At 48.3% G+C, this 20,910-nt stretch carries 20 protein-coding genes; 2 read left to right on the forward strand and 18 right to left on the reverse strand.

The features are described from left to right. Window positions 1-32: 32 nt before the first annotated feature. The 6 genes from AB1L17_RS19180 to AB1L17_RS19205 form a co-directional block, all read right to left on the reverse strand. On the reverse strand, window positions 33-2,540 hold the full coding sequence (locus AB1L17_RS19180) for a penicillin-binding protein (protein ID WP_412846685.1): 2,508 nt from the start codon (window positions 2,538-2,540) through the stop codon (window positions 33-35). Window positions 2,541-2,697: 157 nt separating this feature from the next. Then, window positions 2,698-3,111 (reverse strand): cell division protein FtsL, encoded by a 414-nt coding sequence (gene ftsL2 / locus AB1L17_RS19185; protein ID WP_412846686.1) that lies wholly within the window; start codon window positions 3,109-3,111, stop codon window positions 2,698-2,700. Between the two features lie 33 nt (window positions 3,112-3,144). After that, on the reverse strand, window positions 3,145-4,089 hold the full coding sequence (gene rsmH, locus AB1L17_RS19190) for a 16S rRNA (cytosine(1402)-N(4))-methyltransferase RsmH (RefSeq protein ID WP_412846687.1): 945 nt from the start codon (window positions 4,087-4,089) through the stop codon (window positions 3,145-3,147). 17 nt (window positions 4,090-4,106) lie between these two features. Beyond that, a complete protein-coding gene (mraZ, locus tag AB1L17_RS19195; protein ID WP_007717680.1) occupies window positions 4,107-4,538 on the reverse strand; it encodes a division/cell wall cluster transcriptional repressor MraZ in 432 nt (143 codons plus the stop codon). A gap of 151 nt (window positions 4,539-4,689) precedes the next feature. Further along, on the reverse strand, window positions 4,690-5,949 hold the full coding sequence (locus AB1L17_RS19200; protein ID WP_412846688.1) for an adenosylhomocysteinase: 1,260 nt from the start codon (window positions 5,947-5,949) through the stop codon (window positions 4,690-4,692). Between the two features lie 94 nt (window positions 5,950-6,043). Further along, complete coding sequence (locus tag AB1L17_RS19205) at window positions 6,044-6,934, reverse strand: LysR family transcriptional regulator (RefSeq protein ID WP_412846708.1); 891 nt, start codon at window positions 6,932-6,934, stop codon at window positions 6,044-6,046. Window positions 6,935-7,062: 128 nt separating this feature from the next. On the opposite strand from AB1L17_RS19205, the gene AB1L17_RS19210 reads away from it, so the two are divergent. Continuing rightward, the gene (locus AB1L17_RS19210; RefSeq protein ID WP_412846689.1) at window positions 7,063-8,325 is read left to right on the forward strand and encodes an APC family permease; all 1,263 of its coding nucleotides are present in this window, start codon (window positions 7,063-7,065) and stop codon (window positions 8,323-8,325) included. 39 nt (window positions 8,326-8,364) lie between these two features. Here the strand turns inward: AB1L17_RS19210 and AB1L17_RS19215 are convergent, their stop codons facing one another. From AB1L17_RS19215 to AB1L17_RS19260, 10 genes are all read right to left on the reverse strand, one after another. After that, window positions 8,365-9,417 (reverse strand): S-layer homology domain-containing protein, encoded by a 1,053-nt coding sequence (locus AB1L17_RS19215; protein ID WP_412846690.1) that lies wholly within the window; start codon window positions 9,415-9,417, stop codon window positions 8,365-8,367. A 182-nt stretch (window positions 9,418-9,599) separates the two neighbouring features. After that, the gene (bshC, locus tag AB1L17_RS19220) at window positions 9,600-11,222 is read right to left on the reverse strand and encodes a bacillithiol biosynthesis cysteine-adding enzyme BshC (RefSeq protein WP_412846691.1); all 1,623 of its coding nucleotides are present in this window, start codon (window positions 11,220-11,222) and stop codon (window positions 9,600-9,602) included. A gap of 123 nt (window positions 11,223-11,345) precedes the next feature. Beyond that, complete coding sequence (locus AB1L17_RS19225; RefSeq protein ID WP_412846692.1) at window positions 11,346-11,903, reverse strand: helix-turn-helix domain-containing protein; 558 nt, start codon at window positions 11,901-11,903, stop codon at window positions 11,346-11,348. A 53-nt stretch (window positions 11,904-11,956) separates the two neighbouring features. Next, window positions 11,957-12,355, reverse strand: a complete 399-nt coding sequence (locus AB1L17_RS19230; protein ID WP_412846693.1) for a DUF3397 domain-containing protein — start codon at window positions 12,353-12,355, stop codon at window positions 11,957-11,959. Then, a complete protein-coding gene (locus tag AB1L17_RS19235; protein ID WP_412846694.1) occupies window positions 12,352-13,317 on the reverse strand; it encodes a ketopantoate reductase family protein in 966 nt (321 codons plus the stop codon). The genes AB1L17_RS19230 and AB1L17_RS19235 overlap by 4 nt, the downstream gene beginning before the upstream one ends. Window positions 13,318-13,488: 171 nt before the next feature. Then, window positions 13,489-15,027, reverse strand: a complete 1,539-nt coding sequence (locus tag AB1L17_RS19240) for an acyl-CoA carboxylase subunit beta (RefSeq protein ID WP_412846695.1) — start codon at window positions 15,025-15,027, stop codon at window positions 13,489-13,491. Between the two features lie 17 nt (window positions 15,028-15,044). Then, complete coding sequence (locus AB1L17_RS19245) at window positions 15,045-15,818, reverse strand: enoyl-CoA hydratase-related protein (RefSeq protein WP_412846696.1); 774 nt, start codon at window positions 15,816-15,818, stop codon at window positions 15,045-15,047. Between the two features lie 37 nt (window positions 15,819-15,855). Further along, the gene (locus tag AB1L17_RS19250) at window positions 15,856-16,752 is read right to left on the reverse strand and encodes a hydroxymethylglutaryl-CoA lyase (protein WP_412846697.1); all 897 of its coding nucleotides are present in this window, start codon (window positions 16,750-16,752) and stop codon (window positions 15,856-15,858) included. A gap of 51 nt (window positions 16,753-16,803) precedes the next feature. Then, the gene (locus tag AB1L17_RS19255; RefSeq protein ID WP_412846698.1) at window positions 16,804-17,016 is read right to left on the reverse strand and encodes a biotin/lipoyl-containing protein; all 213 of its coding nucleotides are present in this window, start codon (window positions 17,014-17,016) and stop codon (window positions 16,804-16,806) included. A gap of 31 nt (window positions 17,017-17,047) precedes the next feature. Continuing rightward, window positions 17,048-18,403: an acetyl-CoA carboxylase biotin carboxylase subunit gene (locus AB1L17_RS19260; protein WP_412846699.1), complete on the reverse strand. Its 1,356-nt coding sequence runs from the start codon at window positions 18,401-18,403 to the stop codon at window positions 17,048-17,050. Window positions 18,404-18,679: 276 nt separating this feature from the next. On the opposite strand from AB1L17_RS19260, the gene AB1L17_RS19265 reads away from it, so the two are divergent. After that, the gene (locus AB1L17_RS19265) at window positions 18,680-19,147 is read left to right on the forward strand and encodes an N-acetyltransferase (RefSeq protein ID WP_412846700.1); all 468 of its coding nucleotides are present in this window, start codon (window positions 18,680-18,682) and stop codon (window positions 19,145-19,147) included. A gap of 80 nt (window positions 19,148-19,227) precedes the next feature. On the opposite strand, the gene AB1L17_RS19270 is transcribed toward AB1L17_RS19265, so the two are convergent. Then, window positions 19,228-19,869: an RsfA family transcriptional regulator gene (locus AB1L17_RS19270; RefSeq protein WP_412846701.1), complete on the reverse strand. Its 642-nt coding sequence runs from the start codon at window positions 19,867-19,869 to the stop codon at window positions 19,228-19,230. A 135-nt stretch (window positions 19,870-20,004) separates the two neighbouring features. Further along, entirely contained in the window at window positions 20,005-20,772 is a 768-nt protein-coding gene (locus tag AB1L17_RS19275) for an enoyl-CoA hydratase/isomerase family protein (RefSeq protein WP_412846702.1), read from the reverse strand. Between the last annotated feature and the right edge of the window lie 138 nt (window positions 20,773-20,910).

A 20,910-nucleotide genomic window follows, 5' to 3' on the forward strand; every position in this document is an offset into this window, starting at 1 on the left:
CTTACCTTATTCGCAGGGGGGACGGGTTAGAACTATGGAGTTGTCGGTGTTTGTGGTGTTTCCGTTGTTTGTCCAACTGGTTTGTCAGGAGGAGGCGCTTGCCCGGACGCTGGCGGCTGTCCTGATCCACCTTGCCCTCCTTGACCTGTTGGCTGATTAGCAGGTGGAGTAACGGAAGTATTTCCACCTGTTTGGTTTGTGGAGTTATTCGGAACTGGCGTATTATTCTGTGCCGGATTGTTTGGCGTCACTGTAGCTGGCACTGAGCCGCCTCCCTGCCCTCCTTGCGGTGTTACCGGTACAGGTGGCTCCGACTCAGATTGCAGTGTAACCTGTAGCTTCTCCGTGCCCTGCAGCACCGTTCCTGGTGGAATGCTTTGCTGCGTGACGTACCCAGTTCCCGTTGATTTTACTTCGAGATTGATCAAGGAGCTGAACTCCATCACATCCCGCAATGATTTTCCTTTGAAATCAGGCATCTTCGTCCCTTTTACCCGATCTGTTACGAGTATGATCTGTTCACCCGGAACGACCTGCTCATATGCAGCCGGATATTGTTTGACGATTTTTGTGCCAGTACCTGCTACCGTAACCGTCAAATTGTCCTGCTTGGCTCGCAATTGCGCTGCTGTCGTGGACATTCCTTCAAACTTTGGCAACGTCTTCGGTGCAGCAGAGGATGATTCGACTGCTGTCTGCGCCTCTTTTTTCGTTGGTGCCTTTTCTTTCTTCTTGCTCTCGACAGCCGACAGGTCAGGCTGCTGCTGCAAATATTGCAGGCTGCGTTCCATGATGGATGTAAACATCGGAGCGAGCATCATTTTGCCCCACAATGCATACCAAGCATCTGTTTGCGGATCATCAATGACGACGTAGACTAATAGCTTTGGATTGTCTTTTGGAGCGAAACCAATGAAGGAAGCGACGTAGCGCCCATCCATAATTTTTCCTGTGTTTGGATCGTATTTTTGGGCTGTTCCGGTCTTTCCTGCAACATGGTAACCGTCAATCTTGTACAATTTACCCGTACCAGCATCTGCTGTAATGACGGTTTCCAATATATAGCGCGTTTGTTTCGCTGTCGCTTCACTCACGACTCGATTTACAACTTCCCGCTGTGTACGATTGACAACTGCCCCCGTATGAGGGTCGCGCATTTCCTTTACAATATGCGGTTTTAACAGCTCTCCACCATTCGCGATTGCCCCTACAGCTGCAACCTGCTGAATCGCTGTGACTGTCGCTGCTTGTCCATAAGTAGTCGCAGCCCAGTCACGCGGAGATTGCGGTTTCTCCAAGTTGATCAAGCTTCCTGCTTTCTCATACGGAAGCTCAATTCCAGTTTTTTCACCCATACCGAATTTTTTGAAGTATTTCTTCAGACCCTCTAGCTTCAAACGCTCATACCCCAATTTGGCGAACAAGGTGTTACTAGAACGCTGTACCCCTTCCAAAAAGGTGATGGGACCCCAACCAGCACCATTGTTATGGTCACGGATCGGAACTTGTCCCTTGATTGTATACGTACCGGATTGATAGATTTCATTCGGATTAAACATCTTTTCCTCAATGGCAGCAGCCAGGGTAATGATCTTAAATGTAGAACCCGGCTCAAACATCGTGGTAACAGCGTGGTTATTGTAATTTTCAATCCCGGTGTAGTACGTATTCGGGTTAAACTGCGATCGGTTCCCCATTGCCAAAATCTCACCATTTTGCGGATCAGCTACTACGACCGTCATGCCCTGCGGCTTGTACTGCTGTTCCACCTTGTCAAGCGCTTGTTCTACATAATCCTGTATTTGACGGTCTATGGTGAGGTACACATCTAATCCATCTTTTGCCGGAATGTACTCCCCTTCTCCATCTGGCAGCTGGTAGCCTGCACCATCCTTTTGGAAGTGCATCTGCCCCTTTTCACCGGCCAATTGCGGGTTCAATTTCAGCTCGATCCCCATTTTGGGTTCATCGTACAAATCAAGATAGCCGATTACATGAGACGCGAAGGCGTTATTCGGGTAAATCCGACGTGTCGTTTCAACCAAATAAACACCAGGAAGTTGATTCTTCTCAACCTGTTCTCCGCTCGGTAGCTTCGGATATTGTACTTCAAGAATTCTTTTCTTCTGCTCTTCACTGACCTTTTGCCCGTAGCGCCCCAATTCCACCACATTATTTGGCTTCGTCAAATTCTTCACCAAGTCTTGCACAGGTGCATTCAAAATCGGCGCGAGCATATTGGCAGTATAGTACGGGTCTTTTACGAAATCATCGTCTTTCTCATTAAGAGGCTTCAAACGCGCATTCACCGTATACGCTTTCCCCTCATAGGCCAAAATCTCGCCATTTCGGTCATAGATCGTCCCCCGCTTCGGCTTCAGTACACGCTCTCTATCCCACTGCTTTTGTGCGTGCAGCATAATTTCTTCTGCCTCGACGGACTGGATCCAGTAGATTCGAAAGCTCAACGTCGAAAAAACCAAGATCGTACATAAGGCTACCATGAGAATTCGCCAATTTACTTTTCGTTTCCATTCCATCTCCATTCAACTCCATCGCTTCAAAAATCGTCCGCCCCTACCGATAAGCCGATTTCGCATTTACACTAACACGGGAGACGAACGCGTACTAGCCGAGTCAGGAGCAGACTCGGGTCCATCTAAGAAAAAAAGTTACCGCACATGAGAGCAGTAACATTTAAGGTTTTTTTGGCTGTGTTTGTGGTAGAGAGCTCGCCTGGACTTCTTTTTTGCCAATCGTATGTACAGCTGCCGGATTGTACACCATGCCTTGTCTCTCTGCTTCTTGTTGCAGGCGCTGCCCGTTTGTCATTTGCTCGATTTGCAATTTCAGAGCTGCATTTTTTTCTGTCATCAAACGATTTTCTTTTTTCGTGCTCTGAATTTCATAATTCATCTGCGAAATTTGCGAGTAGCGGACACCCACTAGCCCCAAGCCGACAACGGTTAACGAGATAAATAAGAGATACAGCAATTTTTCTCCGGTTGGAATCGTTGGCTTGATCCGAACCGTTCGCTTTGTTGTTTTCGTTACGGATTTGGATTGTTGTTCCAACTCCATAGCTAAATTTCCTCGGTAGTAATAACTCATCGCTTCTCCCTCTCCTTTCTCGTCGCTTCCGTTCTACAGCTTCTCCGCTACCCGTAGCTTAGCTGATCGTGCACGATTATTCGCTTCCAATTCTTCTTCAGATGGCAAAATCGGCTTCTTTGTGATGACTTTTACTACTGCTTTATTCCCGCATGTGCAAATCGGAAAAGCTGGCGGGCATGTGCACCCTTTTGAAAAGTCTTGATATATTTGTTTGCAGATTCTGTCCTCTAAGGAATGAAACGTGATGACACTAACCCGGCCTTCTGGATTCAAAACATGAATAGCATCGACGACGGCCTCTTTGAATGCATCCAGTTCATCATTGACTGCGATCCGAATCGCCTGAAAAGTACGCTTCGCCGGATGGGGTCCGGTACGGCGCGCAGCAGCAGGAATACCTTCCTTAATCAATTCAACCAGCTCGCCGGTTGTTTGGATCGGCTGCTTCTTGCGTTGTTGAACAATTTGCCGGGCAATTCGCCGGGAAAATTTCTCTTCTCCGTACAGCCAAATGATCTTGGCAATCTCTTCTTCATCCCACTCATTGATAATGTCATAGGCTGACAACGGGGCTTGTTGGTCCATTCTCATATCCAGAGGCGCATCAGCATTGTAGCTGAAGCCACGCTCTCCCTCATCCAACTGTGGAGAGGATACTCCAAGGTCAAACAAAATCCCGTCCACGCCAGTCAAACCCAAATCGCTCACAATGTCTTTGATATGGCGGAAGTTACTCTTTACCAGCGTAACTCTATCCATATAGGATGCGAGTCTTTCGCGGGCATTGTCCAGCGCCCAGTCATCCTGATCAATGGCGATAAGTCGACCACCCTCAGTCAGCTTGGAAGCAATCAAACTGCTATGCCCAGCTCCACCAAGTGTACAATCTACATAAATGCCTCCAGGACGAATATTTAGCCCTTCGACAGCCTCTTCCATCAAAACGGTTACGTGATGAAACGACAATGTCGTCACTCCTGTTCTTCTCGCTGCTACAAATTAAAATCAACCAGTTTTTCGGCAATTTCTCCAAAAGAGCCTTCTGACTGAGCAAAATAATCTTCCCAGCGTTCCTTGCTCCATACCTCTACACGGTTTGACACCCCGATGATCACACATTCTTTTTGCATGCCTGCATGCTCACGTAAATTGGGTGGTATGTTTACCCTTCCCTGCTTGTCCCACTCGCATTCGGTGGCACCTGAAAAGAAAAATCGTGTAAATGCCCGAGCATCTGCTTTTGTAAATGGGAGAGACTTGAGTCTTTCCTCTAATTGCTTCCACTCATCTTGCGGATAAGCAAACAAACATTGGTCCAGTCCGCGGGTAATCACAAAGGAAGTGCCAAGCCCTTCACGGAATTTGGCTGGGATCGTCAGGCGGCCTTTTTCGTCGATGCTGTGCTGATATTCCCCCATGAACACGCCCTGGTCCCCCACTTTCCTGTCGGTTGGCTCCACTTTCCCCCACTTTTCCCCACCTAGTACCTATTTGTTATTATAAAAAAAAATCCTGCGTTTGTATGCAGGATTTTTTCGTTTATTTTTTTGCCGGGAAAAGACGGGATTCGAGAACTTATTCGACCCAGCTTTCCAGGTAAGATTTTTGCTCAGCTGTCAATTTGTCGATACCGATGTTCAGAGCTTCCAATTTGTACTGTGCCACCATTTGATCCAGCTCGAATGGTACGTTCAGCACTGTTTTGCCGATATTTTTGTACTGCTCATTCACATATGCCAAGGAAACGGCTTGCAAAGCAAACGTCATATCCATAATTTCAGCCGGATGTCCGTCGCCAGCAGCGAGGTTCACGAGGCGACCTTCTGCGAGCAGATACACTTTTCGACCATCAGCCAAGACAAATTCTTCAATATCTTTACGCACAATACGGGAAGATGTCGACATGGCATTCAGATCTACCTTGTTTACTTCGACATCGAAGTGACCTGCGTTGGACAGGATTGCGCCATCTTTCATCACTGCAAAATGCTCTTTACTGATGATGTCGCGGTTGCCTGTTACCGTTACGAAGTAGTCACCGTGCTTCGCAGCTTCCAGCATCGGCATTACTTCAAATCCATCCATGTAAGCTTCTACTGCTTTGATTGGGTCGATTTCTGTAACGATTACTTTTGCGCCCAAGCCTTTTGCACGCATCGCTACACCTTTACCGCACCAGCCGTATCCTGCTACAACAACTGTTTTACCAGCTACTACGAGGTTCGTTGTACGGTTGATACCATCCCATACGGATTGGCCTGTACCATAGCGATTATCGAACAAGTATTTGCAGAATGCATCGTTTACGGCAACCATTGGGAATTCCAGCTTGCCTTCTTTTTCCAACGCTTTCAGACGCAGAATCCCTGTTGTGGTTTCTTCTGCTCCACCACGCACTTGAGACAACAGATCACGACGCTCGCTGTGCAGAATGGTAATCAAGTCGCCACCGTCATCAATGATCAGATCAGGACGTGTTTCCAGCGTTTTGATCAGGTGCTCTTTGTACTCAGCAGGATCTGGGTTGTATTTCGCAAATACGCGAATGCCGTCTTCTACCAACGCCGCGCAAATGTCATCTTGCGTGGACAGTGGGTTAGAGCCAGTAATCGTTACTTCAGCACCACCAGCCTGGACAACCTTCGCCAGGTAAGCTGTTTTTGCTTCCAAGTGCAAGGAGATCGCAACTTTCAGTCCTGCAAACGGCTGCTCTTTTTCAAAGCGCTCACGAATGCGGTTAAGTACAGGCATGTGTTCTTTAACCCAATCAATTTTCAGATGGCCGTTGTGCGCCAACGACATATCTTTTACGATGCTTTCAGAAACTGTGTTCATGTATGGATGGACCTCCTTTTATCTCATAAAGCAACCCTGTCTATCATATCATACGCAAGTTAAACTATCATCTCTTTTTCCTATTCCAGGCAGTTTACGGCTCTGCGGTTTCTACCGTAAGCAGCTCCAAAAAACGCAGCAAAGCCTGTGGCATCCACTTTTTCTTATGATAGACCAACTGCCTGAATACACGGATATTCGGATGGGAAAAGGGGAGAATCACGAGCGAACCATCCTTCACTTCTTCTCGGACGGCAATAGAAGGAAGCAACGCAATTCCCAAATCATATGCGACACACTGCTTAATCGCCTCCAGGCTGCCGAATTCAAAAGACGATTCCATGGTAGCCCCAGCTTCACGCAGCACGGATTCCATCATCCCGCGATAGCTGCAGCCCTTTTCGGTAAAAATCCAGGTCTCCCCTGAAAAATCTGGTGCTTCCACCTTCTCTTTTTGCGCGAGCGGATGGGGAGGTGCAGCAATCACAACTAGTTTTTCCTCGCCTAAAACGACATTCGTCAATTCGGAATGCTCCTGTAGACAATCGAGCACAAAAGCGAAATCGTACTTGCCTTCCTTTACTCCCAGTCTCAAGTCCTGACAGATGCCTGGCTTCAGTGAAATACGCATACGCGGCTGCTCCAGACGAAACTTTTGCAAAAAAGGCGGCAAATAGAAAGCGGCGAGCGACTCTACCGTCCCGATACTAAGCGTTCCCGCGAGGTGTGCTTGCTCAGACAAGTTTGCTTTTGCTTCATCTAACACTGCCTGCAATTGTTCACTATAGCCGAGAAGGACTTCGCCTGCGTGGGTAAGCCTGATTTTTTTGCCCCAACGCTCGAATAGACTTACACCGAACTCTGATTCCAGAATTTGAATTTGAGTCGTCACACTTGATTGCGCATAGCCCAATATTTCTGCTGCACGAGTAAAGCTCTGGCACTTGGCTACTTCACGGAAGGTTAGTAAATAACGAGTATCCAGATTTCCCCCTCATTTCATCGAAAAAAACGATTGTATTTATCTAATATTATAGATAACTCCGATAATTAAGTCTATGCTACACTTCAGTTACAAACGACATGGAAAGTAAAAAAGTGAGGGAACTATCTATGGGGAAATCGTCCGCACAAGCGCCGGGCCTGGCCAAAACACTGCGACTTCCGCAGATCGTCGCTTTATACATCGGCGCTGTTATCGGCTCCGGGGTACTGCTCATCCCCGGACTTACAGCTGAAAAGGCTGGTCCTGCTTCGATTTTAGCTTGGCTCGTCATGTCTATTCTCGTCCTGCCCATGGCCATTACGATGGGGCTCTTATCTGCCCGCTATCCGAGCTCTGGTGGAGTCTCTACGTTTGTTCGGACAGCTTACGGAGATCGATTCGGAAACATGGTCGGATGGTTCTTTCTCCTGTCTGTTCCCATCGGCGCACCCATTTTAAGTGTAACTGGAGCCAATTATATTGCGATCCTGCTGAACTGGAGTGAGTCACAGGTCTATGCGGCGGCTGCTCTGCTCCTTCTCGCTGTACTGATTATGAATGTGATTGGATTGCATGTAGCTGCACGTGTCCAAACGATTGTTGTCTCGCTGATTATTACGATATTGATTTTGGCCGTCGTTGCGAGTATCCCGCATGCGTCCGTCACCCACTTTACTCCGTTTGTGCCAAACGGTTGGCTGAGTGTCGTGCAAGCAGCCGGTCTCATGTTCTGGTGCTTCATTGGGTGGGAGGCCGTGACGCATCTCTCAGAAGAATTCGTTGATCCAGCGAAGAACGCGATTCGCGGTGTTTTGTGGAGTGCCGGAATCGTCGCTCTGTTGTATTTTGCCGTAGCCTTCATGACCGTGGCTACGCATAGCTACGGTGTCGGTATCTCCGCTGCCTCGCTCAGTGTCATGGTCCAGCTCTCGCTCGGTCCGATCGGCGGATGGATTGTAGCCGTTACCGCCTTGTTCATCTGTATTGCGACAGCCAACGCTTACATTGGAGCCGCTTCGAGAATCGCCTATTCTTTGGCGAAAGAAAATATCGCACCTCGCTGGTTTGGTACCCTTCATGCCAAGTACCGGACACCAACTGGAGGGCTTCTGTTTCTCTCCCTTTGTTTTGTCGTCGTTCTCGGTGTTCTGTATTTCGATCTGATCGACCTAGCCAAACTCATCGAGCTGCCCAACGCTACCTTTTTTGCGACCTACATTGGCGGATGTCTGGCTGGAGTTCGACTCTTGCACAACAGTCGCGTAGGCAGAATCGCTTCCTGGACTTCTCTCGTGTGTACGGTAGGGCTATATCCTTTTTTGGGATGGTCTGCCTTCTATCCCCTTGTAATTGCTCTCGTACTCTTCATCTGGCAAAAGCGTAACGCCTGAATAGGAAAAAGGCCGGGTACATGTCCCAGCCTTTTTTTATTATTCATCTTTTCCAATCAGTCTAAACGTTTTGCCATCACTGGATGATAAGTAGAATGTGCGATCAACGCTTCCACCCAGATCTCCCGCGAAATATTGAACAGTCATCCTGTATTTATTCATTCCGATTTTTGCGAAGTACATTAGCTCGTTAAACTGCGGAAACCGGACATAATCATACACTTCATACTGCATAAAAGAAAAATGCTCCCGTAAAAACGCTTCACTGACAGGCAGTTTGTTTTCCTTTACATACGCAACCAAATCATCGTAGCGACGAATCTTCTGCTTATCCATCACATCTCCTACAAATGAAGAGACAGCTTGAGTCATTGCTTTCTTTTCGCTCTCTGTTACATTGCCAGGGTACAGCTCAGCAATCTTTGACTCCATCCGAGTTAAGAGTACGACTGCTTGCGCTCTGCTGATCTTCTCGTCAGGACGAAAGCTTCCGTCTGGAAACCCAGCCATAATCCCCATTTTGTAAGCTGGATAGACCGTCATGACCTGCTTTTCATCATCCATGGAAAGATCCGTGAAAAATTTCGTTGTTGTTCCCCGATATTTTTCTCCCTCCGATTGATGCCCGAGGGCTGCCAGCAATGTTCTAGCTGCTTCCAACCGCGTCATGCTATCGGTAGGCTTTCCGGACGGCATAATACCCGCTGAAGCCAAATGGTGATATGTTTTTTCGGACCAGCGTCCCACAGAAGGCTGTAAGTAGGTTTCCTTGATAAAGTCATCAGGTTCATGCCCTGTAAAGGAAGGAATCACCCGTTCAATCAGTGATAAAAACTGTTCTTGCGTAACCGTTTGCTCTGGCTTGAAGGTTCCATCAGGAAAGCCTTTGATTAATCCTTTTTTGGTGGCAATCCCTATTTCTTTCGAAGCCCAATGTCCATTTGTGTCGATAAAAGCAGGTGCATTCGCCACAGATACTTCACGTGCATCTGCCTTTTTCAATCCCACGGCAGCTATGCCCGTCAACACAAGCGACCAGCTTACTGCTAGTAGAGTGGCTTTTTTCCCGATTTGTCGTAATGTAATCTGCATCCCGAGTACCACCTTTCCAAAAAAACAATCCATTACTACTATGACGCAGAATTTGTCGGAAAAGTTTCTGCATAATTGGAAGAAAAGTTTTCCATCTGCTTTAAACTGCTTAAAACTGCTTAAAAAACGAAAAAATAGTCGGGCTCCCTTCCAGGACGCTCCGACTATTTTTCTTTGATCGGTTACAGGTAATAAAGTTGATGAGTACCATCATGCTCGAATGGCGCTTCTACCAATCGATCAAGGAGTGCAAGGCCATATTTATTCGCATACGGGAAAAACGAATGCTTTCTCTCTTGCAGACCGCCCTCAGGCAGCAACGCGGTCTCGATTCTTTGGACGCGCACATGCTCTACGTCCTCTTGTTGCTGTAACGAACGAATGAGACGCTGTTCCAAAAAGGATACTTGCTCTAACAGCAGCTTACTATTCTTCTCAGCCAGACCACGTAATCCGCCATCAAGCAAAACGACCTCCTCTACCAGAGGACGATAGATCGACATGATCGTGTCGCGTGTTGAAGCGAATTGCTGCTCCAGTGGGTGTGGTGCCTGATTGTTGGACCACTCTGTTTTCCATCCTGCGAAATCAGTCAGGACTCGCTCAACAGAAAGCCCCATGCTATCCAGAAGCCTTAACTGGGCGCCTTCCACGAGTGTAACGGACAAACGCGGCAGCACGATCGGCATCTGCATCCCGAATAACTCGAATACTTCCTTGTAGAACGCCCAATAAGCAATCTCTCCAGGGCCTCCAATGAAAGCAAGCGTAGGAAACAGATGCTCCTGCATCAAGCCGCGGGTAACGACATTCGTGCTAAAACGCTCCGGGGAATCTGCAACCAGCTTGAGCAATTCTTCGTTGCTATAGGAACGTCTTCGATTGATAAAGCGCTCCCCGTGACGTTCTAACAGTAAGCGATCATCGCCTTCATAGACGAAAAGATTCGCTTGATGTTCTTCCACCTGTAATTGAAGCGGATAGCCAGCCGTTGTAATTCGATCGGCTGCTTGAAGCAACACCTTTGCGAGCTGCTCATTATTTTCGATGATCTGTGAGAAGACAGGTCGTTGCAGCTCACGAACAAACGGCAACGAGGATTCAATTAGCACAAGACCGTGCTTGCCGAACAATTGCGCCATCAAGCGGGCAAACCACTCAGCGACTGTTTGCGAATCGACGGCCGTCTGCGTCAGCAGCTCACGAATCTGTTTGGTTTCGGCAGTCTCTGTCTGTCCCTGGAAAAACTTATCCAGGAACTGCGTACACAGCTCTTGATCCAAGGGCAGCTTACTTGCGGATTCGCGGCCTTTTTTGTTAAGAGCCATACGCTCTTTATGCAGGCGCTTCCCATCGTCAGCACCCCAGTACACGTGATCAATTTCATCAATATCGTGGTCTTCGCCAGCAATCCAGAACACCGGGATCACATTCGCATGAAGCTGCGAGGACAGTCTTTTCGCCGCCTGAATCAAATGAACGGCTTTGTTCATCGTATAGAGCGGGCCGCCTAGAACCCCTGCTTGCTGACCGCCAATAACGACATAGGTGTCCGGCTGTTTCAGCAGCTCGATATTTTTCAGTGCTTCAGGGTGATTACCCATCTCTTTATTAAAATGATATAGGCCTTCCACGAGCTGGTTCCGGTGAGGATAGGACTGGCCTTGAAGCCATTCCACGCGTTCTTGGTAGGACTGTTCTCGGTAGGGATTATGCGCAAAAAATTGCATTGCAGAGGCATTTTGCTGCTGGTACTCTTGTGCCAGCGGATTAGCCAATGGAAGCGCAAGACATTCAACATTCATGCTAGCTCACCTTTCTTAGGGCCATGGTCAACCAAAATTATAACATGCTCCACAGCCACAAAAAACAAGACAACCCACTTTAATGGGTTGTCAAAGTGTAATACAGGCTTGTTTGCGCTAGCATTAAAATTGTGGAGGGGTGACGGACCAGATCAATATGGCTTCCGTATCTCCCGTGTTTTCAATTGAGTGTGTTTTGCTGCTGTCAAAAGAAATACTGTCCCCTGCTTCTAATACGTGTTCTTCATCATTAAAGCGGGCTGTCACACTACCGGATATCACTGTAAAGCACTCTTCTCCCTCTGACTGAACGAACTTGTCTACAGCCATTTCTCCAGGCATCAGTCGTACTTCCAGCATCCCCAGCTTCGCACTTCCTCCCATCGAGAGCAGCGAATAAGTTCCCGTCGATTCAGGAAAGACCAGTTGTCTGCGTTTTTGCAAGCGAGTCACGTGCACCTGCTTTTGATCAATATCCTCAAAAAAATGAATGATCGGTGACTCCAGAGCTTTGGTGATTTTCCACAGCGAATCTAGTGATGGCTGAGAAATTCCACGCTCTACTTGGCTGAGCAAACCTTTGCTTAACCCTGTTTTGCCTGCCATAATTTCCAAGGTAAAGCCGCGTTCTTTCCGAATCATTCGAATCTTGTGACCGATGGTCTCGATGGGAAGTCGCATAGTTCCAACCTTCTTTCTTATCGGAATTAAATACGATATGTATCAACAGTGCTTTACACGACACCCATCGTTTTGATAATTCCGGTCGTAAACAGCACTATGTAGACAATTCCAAACCAGAGAAACGACAAACGCCAGGCGGAAAATCCTACCTTTTTGAGGGAGAGACGTCCCTTCCACTTCATCTGTATCCATCCAAGAAGCAACGTTACCACGAGGTAAAAACAGAATACCCACCACCAAGCGGAAGAAGCCTCAGGCCAGATCAGTTCGTAAGCGGAAACAGCAGAGCGAATCACCAAAAGATTCGTGATATTTACTGCCCAACGGCCCGCCATTTTCTTGTTCCGCGTCGTCACATACAAGAGAAAATAGACAAGCGGAAAACCTAGAAACGGCACAACCGTTAGCGTACCCCACAAATAGGCCCAGACATTCGCCAAAATGGTCATCTACTGTCGCCTCCCTCCTTCCGTATTCCCATGCCTGACTTAAGGAGGATAACGCGAAGCAAGGTATCGTGCAGAGGAGTAGGTATCCCGGCCTTTTTTCCTAATTGGACGAGATAGCCATTAATAGACTGCACTTCTGTCGGTCTTCGCTTGTTTATATCCTGAAGCATGGAGGAAAGATTACGGGAAGTATTTCGGCAAATGGAGACAATTTCCTGCAAGTCTGCATCCTCGATTTTTTGTCCGGCATACGCAGCCACAGTAGCTGCTTCCATAAACAGCTCACGCATGAGGTGGTGTGTATGCGAATTTTCGAGGAGAGCACCATTTGGGATTTCAAAAAGCGCTGTTAACGGATTAATCAGAGCATTTGCGATGAGCTTTCTCCAAGCGAAGGGCTGTATCGTCTTTTCATAGACAGCCTCTATTCCTGTTGATGAAGCCCACTCGACAAAAGTGCGTATCAGTGGATCACTACGATCAGAAGTCTCCCAAGAACCTACCCGCAATATACCTGTGCCGGTATGCATTACTTCTGTAGGGGACAATCGTCTTGCCCCTTCTGTATTTATCGCGAAGAAGCACTGTGACTCCGTTAAAACGGTTCGAAGCAGCTCGTAATGACCCATGCCATTTTGCAAAGCGATCACTCTCGCCTCACTGTCTAACCCTTGTAAGGCTGGGAGCACACTGTACAAATCTGGCTGTTTCACAGTTAAAAGATACAAATTCCCTTCAGGCAAACCCTCGTCAATTGGGCGAGCAGTGACGGGAACCGCGATGGTTTCGCCATCAAGTCTTTGGAAGCTGAGCCCGCGTTCATTTAGTTGATTCGCCTGGAGTGAACTGCGTGTAACGATCGTAACTGGTTGTCCAGCGAGTGCGAGCCTTGCTGCATACAGCAGCCCGACTGACCCTCCACCAATGACTACCACCTGCCACGTCTTTGGTTCTAGCAGCATTTGTTCACCCACATTAATCATTGCTTATTTTTCAAGAATAACAGAGTTTCCGGGATTGTTCAATTGATTGCCACAAAAAAAGATCGAAATTATCGAAATATTCCTCTGCTATCGCACATTTCCCCAAAAAAATATCAGGCCATCGCCTTGTGCGACAGCCTGATTCCTAACTTACACGGGATAAACAGCGTGCTTTCTGTCTGAGAATACTTGATGCTTATTTTTATAAACTTCGTAGCGCTGGATCAATTCTTGTCTCAGTTCGCTTGGAGGTATAACCGCATCTACGATCAAGTTTGAAGCCAATAAGTATAGATCGATGTCTTCCTGGTACTCTCTACGTTTCTCCTGAATAAACGCTTGTCGCTCTGCCGGGTCCTCAATCGCCTGAATTTTGTTACTGTATACCGCATTGACCGCTGCTTCTGGTCCCATTACGGCAATTTGTGCGCCAGGCAGAGCGAGGCAGGCATCTGGTTCAAATGCAGAGCTGGCCATCGCATACAAGCCCGCTCCATACGCTTTTCGAACGATAACGGATATTTTCGGTACCGTGGCTTCTGCCATTGCCGAGATCATTTTGGCGCCATGTCGGATAATGCCTGCACGCTCTACCGCTGTACCAATCATGAAGCCTGGAACATCCGCCAAGAACAGGAGTGGAATCGAAAACGCATCGCACAGTGTGATGAATCGGGCTGCCTTGTCAGCCGAATCGACAAACAGGACGCCGCCCTTTACACGAGGCTGGTTGGCAATGATTCCGACTGGCTTGCCATCCAGCCTTGCCAATCCGGTAATCAGCTCCTGGGCAAATAGCTTCTTGATTTCAAAGAATGAGTCCTCATCGACCAAAGCTGTAATGACATCATGCATATTGAAAGCAGCATTTTGGTTTTCCGGCACAATGCTTGTAATTTCCTTTGCTGTTTCCGATGGGGCTTTCGGTAATAGAGCAGGTGGCGTCAATGTATAGTTCGCCGGGAAAAAACGGAGATAGCTGCGCGCAGCTTGAATTGCCTCTTCTTCATTGGAAGCCAGTACGTCACCACATCCACTGACAGAGCAATGCATCCGTGCACCGCCCAGCTCTTCCAAGGTTACTTTTTCTCCGATCACCATTTCTGCCATACGAGGAGAGCCCAAGTACATGCTCGCATTTTTGTCGACCATAATGACAATGTCACAAAAAGCTGGGATATAGGCGCCACCAGCAGCAGAAGGCCCAAACAGAACGCACACTTGCGGAATTTTGCCTGACAGCTTCACTTGGTTGTAAAAGATTCGTCCAGCTCCCCGTCGGCCTGGAAACATCTCCAATTGGTCTGTGATGCGAGCACCAGCTGAATCCACCAGATATAGAAGAGGAACACGCATTTTTTCTGCCGTTTCCTGGATGCGAATAATTTTTTCGACAGTCCGTGACCCCCAAGATCCTGCCTTTACAGTCGAGTCATTGGCCATTACACAAACGGTCTGACCATTCACCTTGCCAATAGCGGTCACGACTCCGTCCGCTGGCAAATCACCTGCCATGACATTTGCGAACAGGCCATCCTCTACCATGAACTCGTCATCGAACAACAGCTTCAAGCGATCGCGGACGAACAGCTTGTTTTGCTCCTTGAGCTTGTCGTGATACTTGGCATCGCCTCCTTGAACTACATGGGCGATTTTTTCGTGCAATGTTTCTTCCAAATGCTTGGTCATCAGCGTAATCCCCCTCGTCACTCTCCACGGTATATCGGTTTTCGTTTTTCTTGAAAGGCTGCGAGTCCTTCCAGGCGGTCTTTGGTTGGTACGAGCAGCTTGTAGGCATTGCTTTCAATCTGCAATCCGGTTGCAAGCTCGACCTCTACTCCACAATCGATGGCAAACTTGGCTTGGGCTAATGCAAGTGGAGCATTTGCTGAAATCTGCTCGGCTAATGAGATAGCAGTCGTCATGAGTTGATCAGCGGGTACAACCCGATTGACCAATCCAATGGACAGCGCCTCTTCTGGAAAGACACGTCTAGCGGTAAAAATCAGTTCCTTGGCAACGCCTTTTCCAACAAGACGAGGCAAACGCTGTGTCCCGCCTGCACCGGGGATGATCCCGAGAGATGCCTCGGTTAATCCCATCTGTCCCTGCTCACTCATGATCCGCAGGTCGCACGCCAACGCCAATTCCGTACCGCCTCCCAGTGCCAGCCCGTTAATTGCTGCAATGACTGGTTTCGGCAGCTTTTCCAGCTCCGTGAACGTATCTCGTATCGTTTGGATATATACTTCGACCTGTTGGGGGGACATCGTGCGTCGCTCTCTTAAGTCTGCACCAGAGCAAAACGCCTTGTCGCCAGCACCCGTCACAATGACCGTCCGAATGTCACGATCCTGGCTGATTTCACGAATCAGGCCACGCAGTGTCACGAGCGTATCAAGATTGAGGCAATTAAATACTTCTGGTCGTTGCAGCGTAAGTACGCTGATCGCGCCCTCTCTTTGCAGGGAAACCGTCATGTCCTATCCCCTCTTTGCGAATGTGTGGAAAAACAGATCAGGCAGGTTTGCTAGCGAGTGACGCCCGCAGCACTTTTGAAGGGAGCTCCTTGCCCAGCTGCTGCCTGATATACGCCCCTGCCTCAATCAGTTTTTCGAGATCGACACCCGTTTCATAGTCCATCCCATGGAGCATGTAGACCAGATCTTCACTCGATATGTTGCCTGCTGCTCCCGGCGCATATGGGCATCCGCCAAGACCACCAATGGAGCTGTCGAAGACCTGAATTCCTTCATCTAGCGCTGCTGCTACATTCGCCAATCCGGTCCCTCTCGTGTCATGAAAATGGGCGGCTAAGCGCTCGCTCGTAACATCTTTCACAAGCGCTCCAAAAACCTCATGGACCTGCTTCGGTGTTGCAACCCCGATTGTATCCCCGAGAGAAATCTCGTACACACCCATTTCTAACAGGGCCTCTGTAACCCTGCGGCTATTGTCCAGTGGAATTTTCCCTTCGTACGGACAACCAAACACCGTTGAGACATACCCGCGAACCTTCATCCCCAGTGCCAGAGCCTCCTGGGCTACCTCTCGCAGGATCGGATACGTGTCTTCTATTCGTTTATTAATATTTTTTTGATTATGGGTTTCAGAAGCAGACATAAACAGGGCAATCTCCGTCAGTCCGCTAAGACGTGCCCGCTCCAGTCCTCGAATGTTAGGGACCAATGCGCTTATCGTCACATCTTCGTCGTAGTTGATTCCCTGCAAAACCTCATCGGCATCCGCCAATTGCGGTATCCATTTGGGGTTCACGAAGGAACTGGCTTCGATACGCTTCAATCCTGCTGCCATCAGCTTATGAATCAACGTGATTTTTGCTGCTGCCGGTACAATCTCGCTCTCATTTTGCAGCCCGTCACGCGGACCAACCTCTACAATTTGCACGCGCACAATAAGTCACCTCCTCGCCTAGCGGTCGCTCAGTTTAGGAGTATTCGAATCCTATTCCAAAACGACAATGATATCGCCATCGTTGACAAAATCACCAATATTCGCTTTTACTTCTACGACCTTGCCTGAGGCTTGGGCCTGGACTGGAACTTCCATCTTCATGGATTCCAACACTATCACGTCTTGTCCTTCATTGATCTCGTCACCTGGCTGCACCAGTACATTAATAACCGTTCCTGCCATAGTAGCTGCTACTTGTTTCATGTATGGTTCTCCCCTTTAGGTATGAGTAGGTTTAGCGTTTTTCTGTACTTGATTTTGCTCCCCGCTCCGTCACAAACCAAGTCGTATAGTTGCCTTCGCGGAATTGAGAGTCCTGTAAAACCTCTTGCAAAAACGGAATGTTCGTTTTAATGCCAGTAATCAGAAAATGGTCCATGGCCTTCTGCGCTTGTTGTACAGCCTCATCCCTTGTCGAGCCTGATACAATTACTTTGGCTATCATTGGATCGTAAAAAGGAGTCACCTGTGTACCTGTTTCTACCCCATCATCAATCCGCACATGCTCCAATGCTGGCGGCTGGTACAACGTAATCGTTCCCGGCGATGGCAGGAAGGTGACCGGATCTTCTGCATAGACACGCAGCTCAATCGCGTGACGCAAAGCCCTCACGTCGTCCTGCTTGACTCCAAGCGGATGACCGTCGGCAATTTCTAGCTGCAGCGACACGAGATCAATACCAGTCATTTCTTCCGTCACAGGATGCTCTACTTGCAGTCGTGTATTCATTTCCAGAAAGTAAAAATTTTTGTCCTCATCTACGATAAACTCAACCGTCCCCACACCCGAGTACCCCACTGCTTTCGCTGCTTTTACCGCAGCATCACACAGAAGCTCTCTCGTAGCCGTGTCCAAAAAGGGCGATGGGCTTTCTTCCAACACTTTTTGATGTCTGCGTTGTATCGAGCATTCTCGCTCTAGCAAGTGGATGACACTGCCATGCTGATCGGCAACGACCTGCACTTCGATGTGTCGCGGACGCTCAATGTATTTCTCGATGTACATTGCATCGTTACCAAAATACGCTTTTGCGCGGCCTTTCGCTGATTGGTAGGCTTGACGCAGCTCTGCTTCCTCTCGACATATGTGCATGCCGATTCCTCCGCCACCAGCACTGGCCTTCAGCATCACGGGATATCCGATGGACATGGCCACAACAGCAGCTTCATCCGGTGAATCGATTGCCTGTTCACACCCGGGTACAACTGGTACCCCTGCGGCCTGCATGATGTGGCGGGCAGTCAGCTTGTCGCCCATTTGACCGATGACCTCTGGTGTAGGTCCGATGAATACAAGACCTTCTTCCAGAACGCGGCGGGCAAAAGCTTCATTCTCTGACAAAAGGCCGTAGCCTGGATGAATCGCATCAGCATTGGTACTTTTGGCTGCCGCAATAATGGCCGCTACGTTCAAGTAGCTATGCGGTACTGGCGGTGGACCGATATGAACTGACTCGTCTGCTTCACGCACAAACGGCAGATCCTTGTCGGCATCCGAATAGACAGCAACCGTAGCCACTCCCTTTGCCTTGCATGTACGGATAATTCGTCTGGCAATCTCACCACGGTTTGCGATTAATACCTTGCGCATGGCAACGCTCCCCTCTTTGACAAACCGACTACAACCGTAAGCGCTTCCAAATTGTTTGCCTGGTTTGTATCATGTGATGCTACTTTCTATTTTGCCACGAGAATGATCATAGTTCTAGGATGAAATTTTAAAATTTTCCAAGGAAGCGAAATCATTTCCTGACAATCCCTGCGATAAAAAAAGAAAAACGCTTCGGAAAAGCCAATCATCGTGTATAATAAAGGAGCGGGGCCAAAAGGTGGCCAAGGCAAAGAGCTGTGAGAGGAGTGGCTAACCATGTTTGAAGTAAGACGTTTGCAAATCAACTACAAGACACTGGAGGAATTCCAGAAGTTTCGCGAATTTGGCCTGGAGGAGCTTTCTATGAAGGAAGACCTGGAGGCGAACATCGTGGAAAACGATTCGGAATCTCCATTTTACGGTATTTATGACAACGATCTTCTGGTAGCACGTATGAGCCTCTACAAAATCGACGGAAAGTACGATCGTTACTTCCAACCAGCGCAAGACTATTATGAGTTGTGGAAGCTTGAGGTCCTGCCTGACTATCGTAAAAAAGATTACGGAACTGCTTTGGTCAACCACGCGAAAAGCTTCGGAGCTCCTATTAAAACCAACTCCCGCTGTCGCGCAGACGATTTTTGGTTGAAAATGGGCTTCACGCCTGTGAAGTACAACCTGATGCGTGATCGCGGTGAAAACCCGTACGTATGGTTGCCAGAGAGCGTAGAGCTGCAAGACTAGCTCCCTTTACCAACAAGAACTGCAGATGACGAAATAAAAAGAAGCGGATCCATTGCCGCTTCTTTTTTCATTCGATTCGTTTATTTTTCTACGCGCTCTAAATTTCCGTTTTCATCCATTTTGAAGATGGCTTTGCTGGAATCCTCTTCCTGTAAAAAGGCAAGCTTGCGCGCACGTTCCATAATCTGTACGAGCGCCCGATAATCATCGTTGACCCCCTGAACCTGATCCAGCTCTTTTCTAGCGCGTTCATGGGCTTCTTTCAATTCTTTTAACTCCAACTCTTTTCCTTCCAACTCTTGTTCCAATTGTCGCAAGCGACGATTCATTTCTTTTTGATTGACGAGCATACGAATAACGGCTTCGATCTGCTGCTCTTCTACATCTTCGTACTTGTGTACCTCTGCAACTGGTGTCTCGACACGTTTTGTGTGCAATGCAACGACTTCTACGTCTGCAACCACAGGAGGCGGTGCTTGAATCCTCCCGAGCTTTTTCAGCTGCTGCCTTTGGCTTTTGGCAATCGAAATGGCCGCATCGTACCGTTTGCGCACGCAACTGTTCCAGCGGAAGCCGCACGCAGCTGCTGTCCTCCCTAACCTTTGACCCACTTCTTCAAATGCAGCAAGCTGTGTGCCGCCTTCGCGTATGTGGCGCAAGGTGACTTCCGCCAACACTAGATCGTCATCTTCGGTCCATGCGTCTTGTCTGGAAGCTACCATATGAGTCCCTCCCGTTACCTTTAAAAAGGATGATGTAATTCATCCTATGCTTTTCCCTACTCTTGTAGAATCGCTTTCTACTAGAAAAAGTATGTCCAAGCAAATAAATGTTTAAACGAAAAGGATCCTCAAAGATCAAGTCGTTGGGCGCTTGGTCAGGAAGCTTTCCACTACGGAGACGTGCTCGGGACTTCCCCATAAATGCGCACATTGATTCACTTCGCGATGGATTCGTTCTTCTTGCGGGATACCCGAACGCTTCCACTGCAATATCTTCATGTACGCCTCAATCCCAGCTAGCGGTTGGGCAGCGATTTTCCCGGCGAAGCGATATACTTCTTCTTGCAGCTTATCCGCTTCGTACACCTCGTCAACGAACCCGAAGGACTTGGCTTCCTCTGCACGCAATTTGTCACCGGTCAACAAGAGAGCGAGCGCTTTTGACTCAGGTAGCAAGTCCAACAATCGACTTCCTCCTCCCCAGCCTGTCGTGATATGCATACTGATCTGCACGAATCCGAAGGTCGCCTGTTGGCTGGCAAAACGAAAATGACATGCACCCGCAAACTCACAACCTCCTCCGACTGCTGCACCATTGATCATGGCGATCACTGGCTTTGCAAACTGATCGATTGCTGACAATAGCCCAGACACTTTGCTAAGCAATGGATGTGCCTGCTCAAAGCCCCGCGCGGCAATAAACTGATTCAAATCGCCACCGGAAACAAAGCTCCTGCCGGTCCCAGTCACAATCAGAACCTTTACCTCTGAATCAGCCTGGCAATCTTGTAAGACCTGATGCAATTCGTCAACCAGCTCCATGCTGATGGCATTATGTACGTGCGGACGATTTAATGTGATCGTGGCGATTCCGTTTTGTTTTTGCAAAAGCAAGGTTTCCATAAGAACTCCCACCTTTTTATCAGCTTGTGGCTTTATTGTACCTTTAGACAGACAAACAAAAAAGAGGAGCCATTCCTGTAATGAAGAAATTTGAGCTTTGAAAGAAAAAAGCGCCTCCTGTATGCTGGGTCTTGGAAT

The sequence above is a fragment of the Brevibacillus jepli genome (assembly GCF_047229145.1).
Classification (GTDB): Bacteria; Bacillota; Bacilli; order Brevibacillales; family Brevibacillaceae; genus Brevibacillus.

What these genes read in the sequence shown, in the direction of transcription:
- AB1L17_RS19180 (WP_412846685.1), bottom strand. Translation starts at nt 2,540, where the DNA reads ATGGAATGGAAACGAAAAGTAAATTGGCGAATTCTCATGGTAGCCTTA.
- ftsL2 (WP_412846686.1), bottom strand. Translation starts at nt 3,111, where the DNA reads ATGAGTTATTACTACCGAGGAAATTTAGCTATGGAGTTGGAACAACAA.
- AB1L17_RS19200 (WP_412846688.1), bottom strand. Translation starts at nt 5,949, where the DNA reads ATGAACACAGTTTCTGAAAGCATCGTAAAAGATATGTCGTTGGCGCAC.
- AB1L17_RS19210 (WP_412846689.1), top strand. Translation starts at nt 7,063, where the DNA reads ATGGGGAAATCGTCCGCACAAGCGCCGGGCCTGGCCAAAACACTGCGA.
- AB1L17_RS19215 (WP_412846690.1), bottom strand. Translation starts at nt 9,417, where the DNA reads ATGCAGATTACATTACGACAAATCGGGAAAAAAGCCACTCTACTAGCA.
- bshC (WP_412846691.1), bottom strand. Translation starts at nt 11,222, where the DNA reads ATGAATGTTGAATGTCTTGCGCTTCCATTGGCTAATCCGCTGGCACAA.
- AB1L17_RS19225 (WP_412846692.1), bottom strand. Translation starts at nt 11,903, where the DNA reads ATGCGACTTCCCATCGAGACCATCGGTCACAAGATTCGAATGATTCGG.
- AB1L17_RS19230 (WP_412846693.1), bottom strand. Translation starts at nt 12,355, where the DNA reads ATGACCATTTTGGCGAATGTCTGGGCCTATTTGTGGGGTACGCTAACG.
- AB1L17_RS19235 (WP_412846694.1), bottom strand. Translation starts at nt 13,317, where the DNA reads ATGCTGCTAGAACCAAAGACGTGGCAGGTGGTAGTCATTGGTGGAGGG.
- AB1L17_RS19240 (WP_412846695.1), bottom strand. Translation starts at nt 15,027, where the DNA reads ATGACCAAGCATTTGGAAGAAACATTGCACGAAAAAATCGCCCATGTA.
- AB1L17_RS19245 (WP_412846696.1), bottom strand. Translation starts at nt 15,818, where the DNA reads ATGACGGTTTCCCTGCAAAGAGAGGGCGCGATCAGCGTACTTACGCTG.
- AB1L17_RS19255 (WP_412846698.1), bottom strand. Translation starts at nt 17,016, where the DNA reads ATGAAACAAGTAGCAGCTACTATGGCAGGAACGGTTATTAATGTACTG.
- AB1L17_RS19260 (WP_412846699.1), bottom strand. Translation starts at nt 18,403, where the DNA reads ATGCGCAAGGTATTAATCGCAAACCGTGGTGAGATTGCCAGACGAATT.
- AB1L17_RS19265 (WP_412846700.1), top strand. Translation starts at nt 18,680, where the DNA reads ATGTTTGAAGTAAGACGTTTGCAAATCAACTACAAGACACTGGAGGAA.
- AB1L17_RS19270 (WP_412846701.1), bottom strand. Translation starts at nt 19,869, where the DNA reads ATGGTAGCTTCCAGACAAGACGCATGGACCGAAGATGACGATCTAGTG.
- AB1L17_RS19275 (WP_412846702.1), bottom strand. Translation starts at nt 20,772, where the DNA reads ATGGAAACCTTGCTTTTGCAAAAACAAAACGGAATCGCCACGATCACA.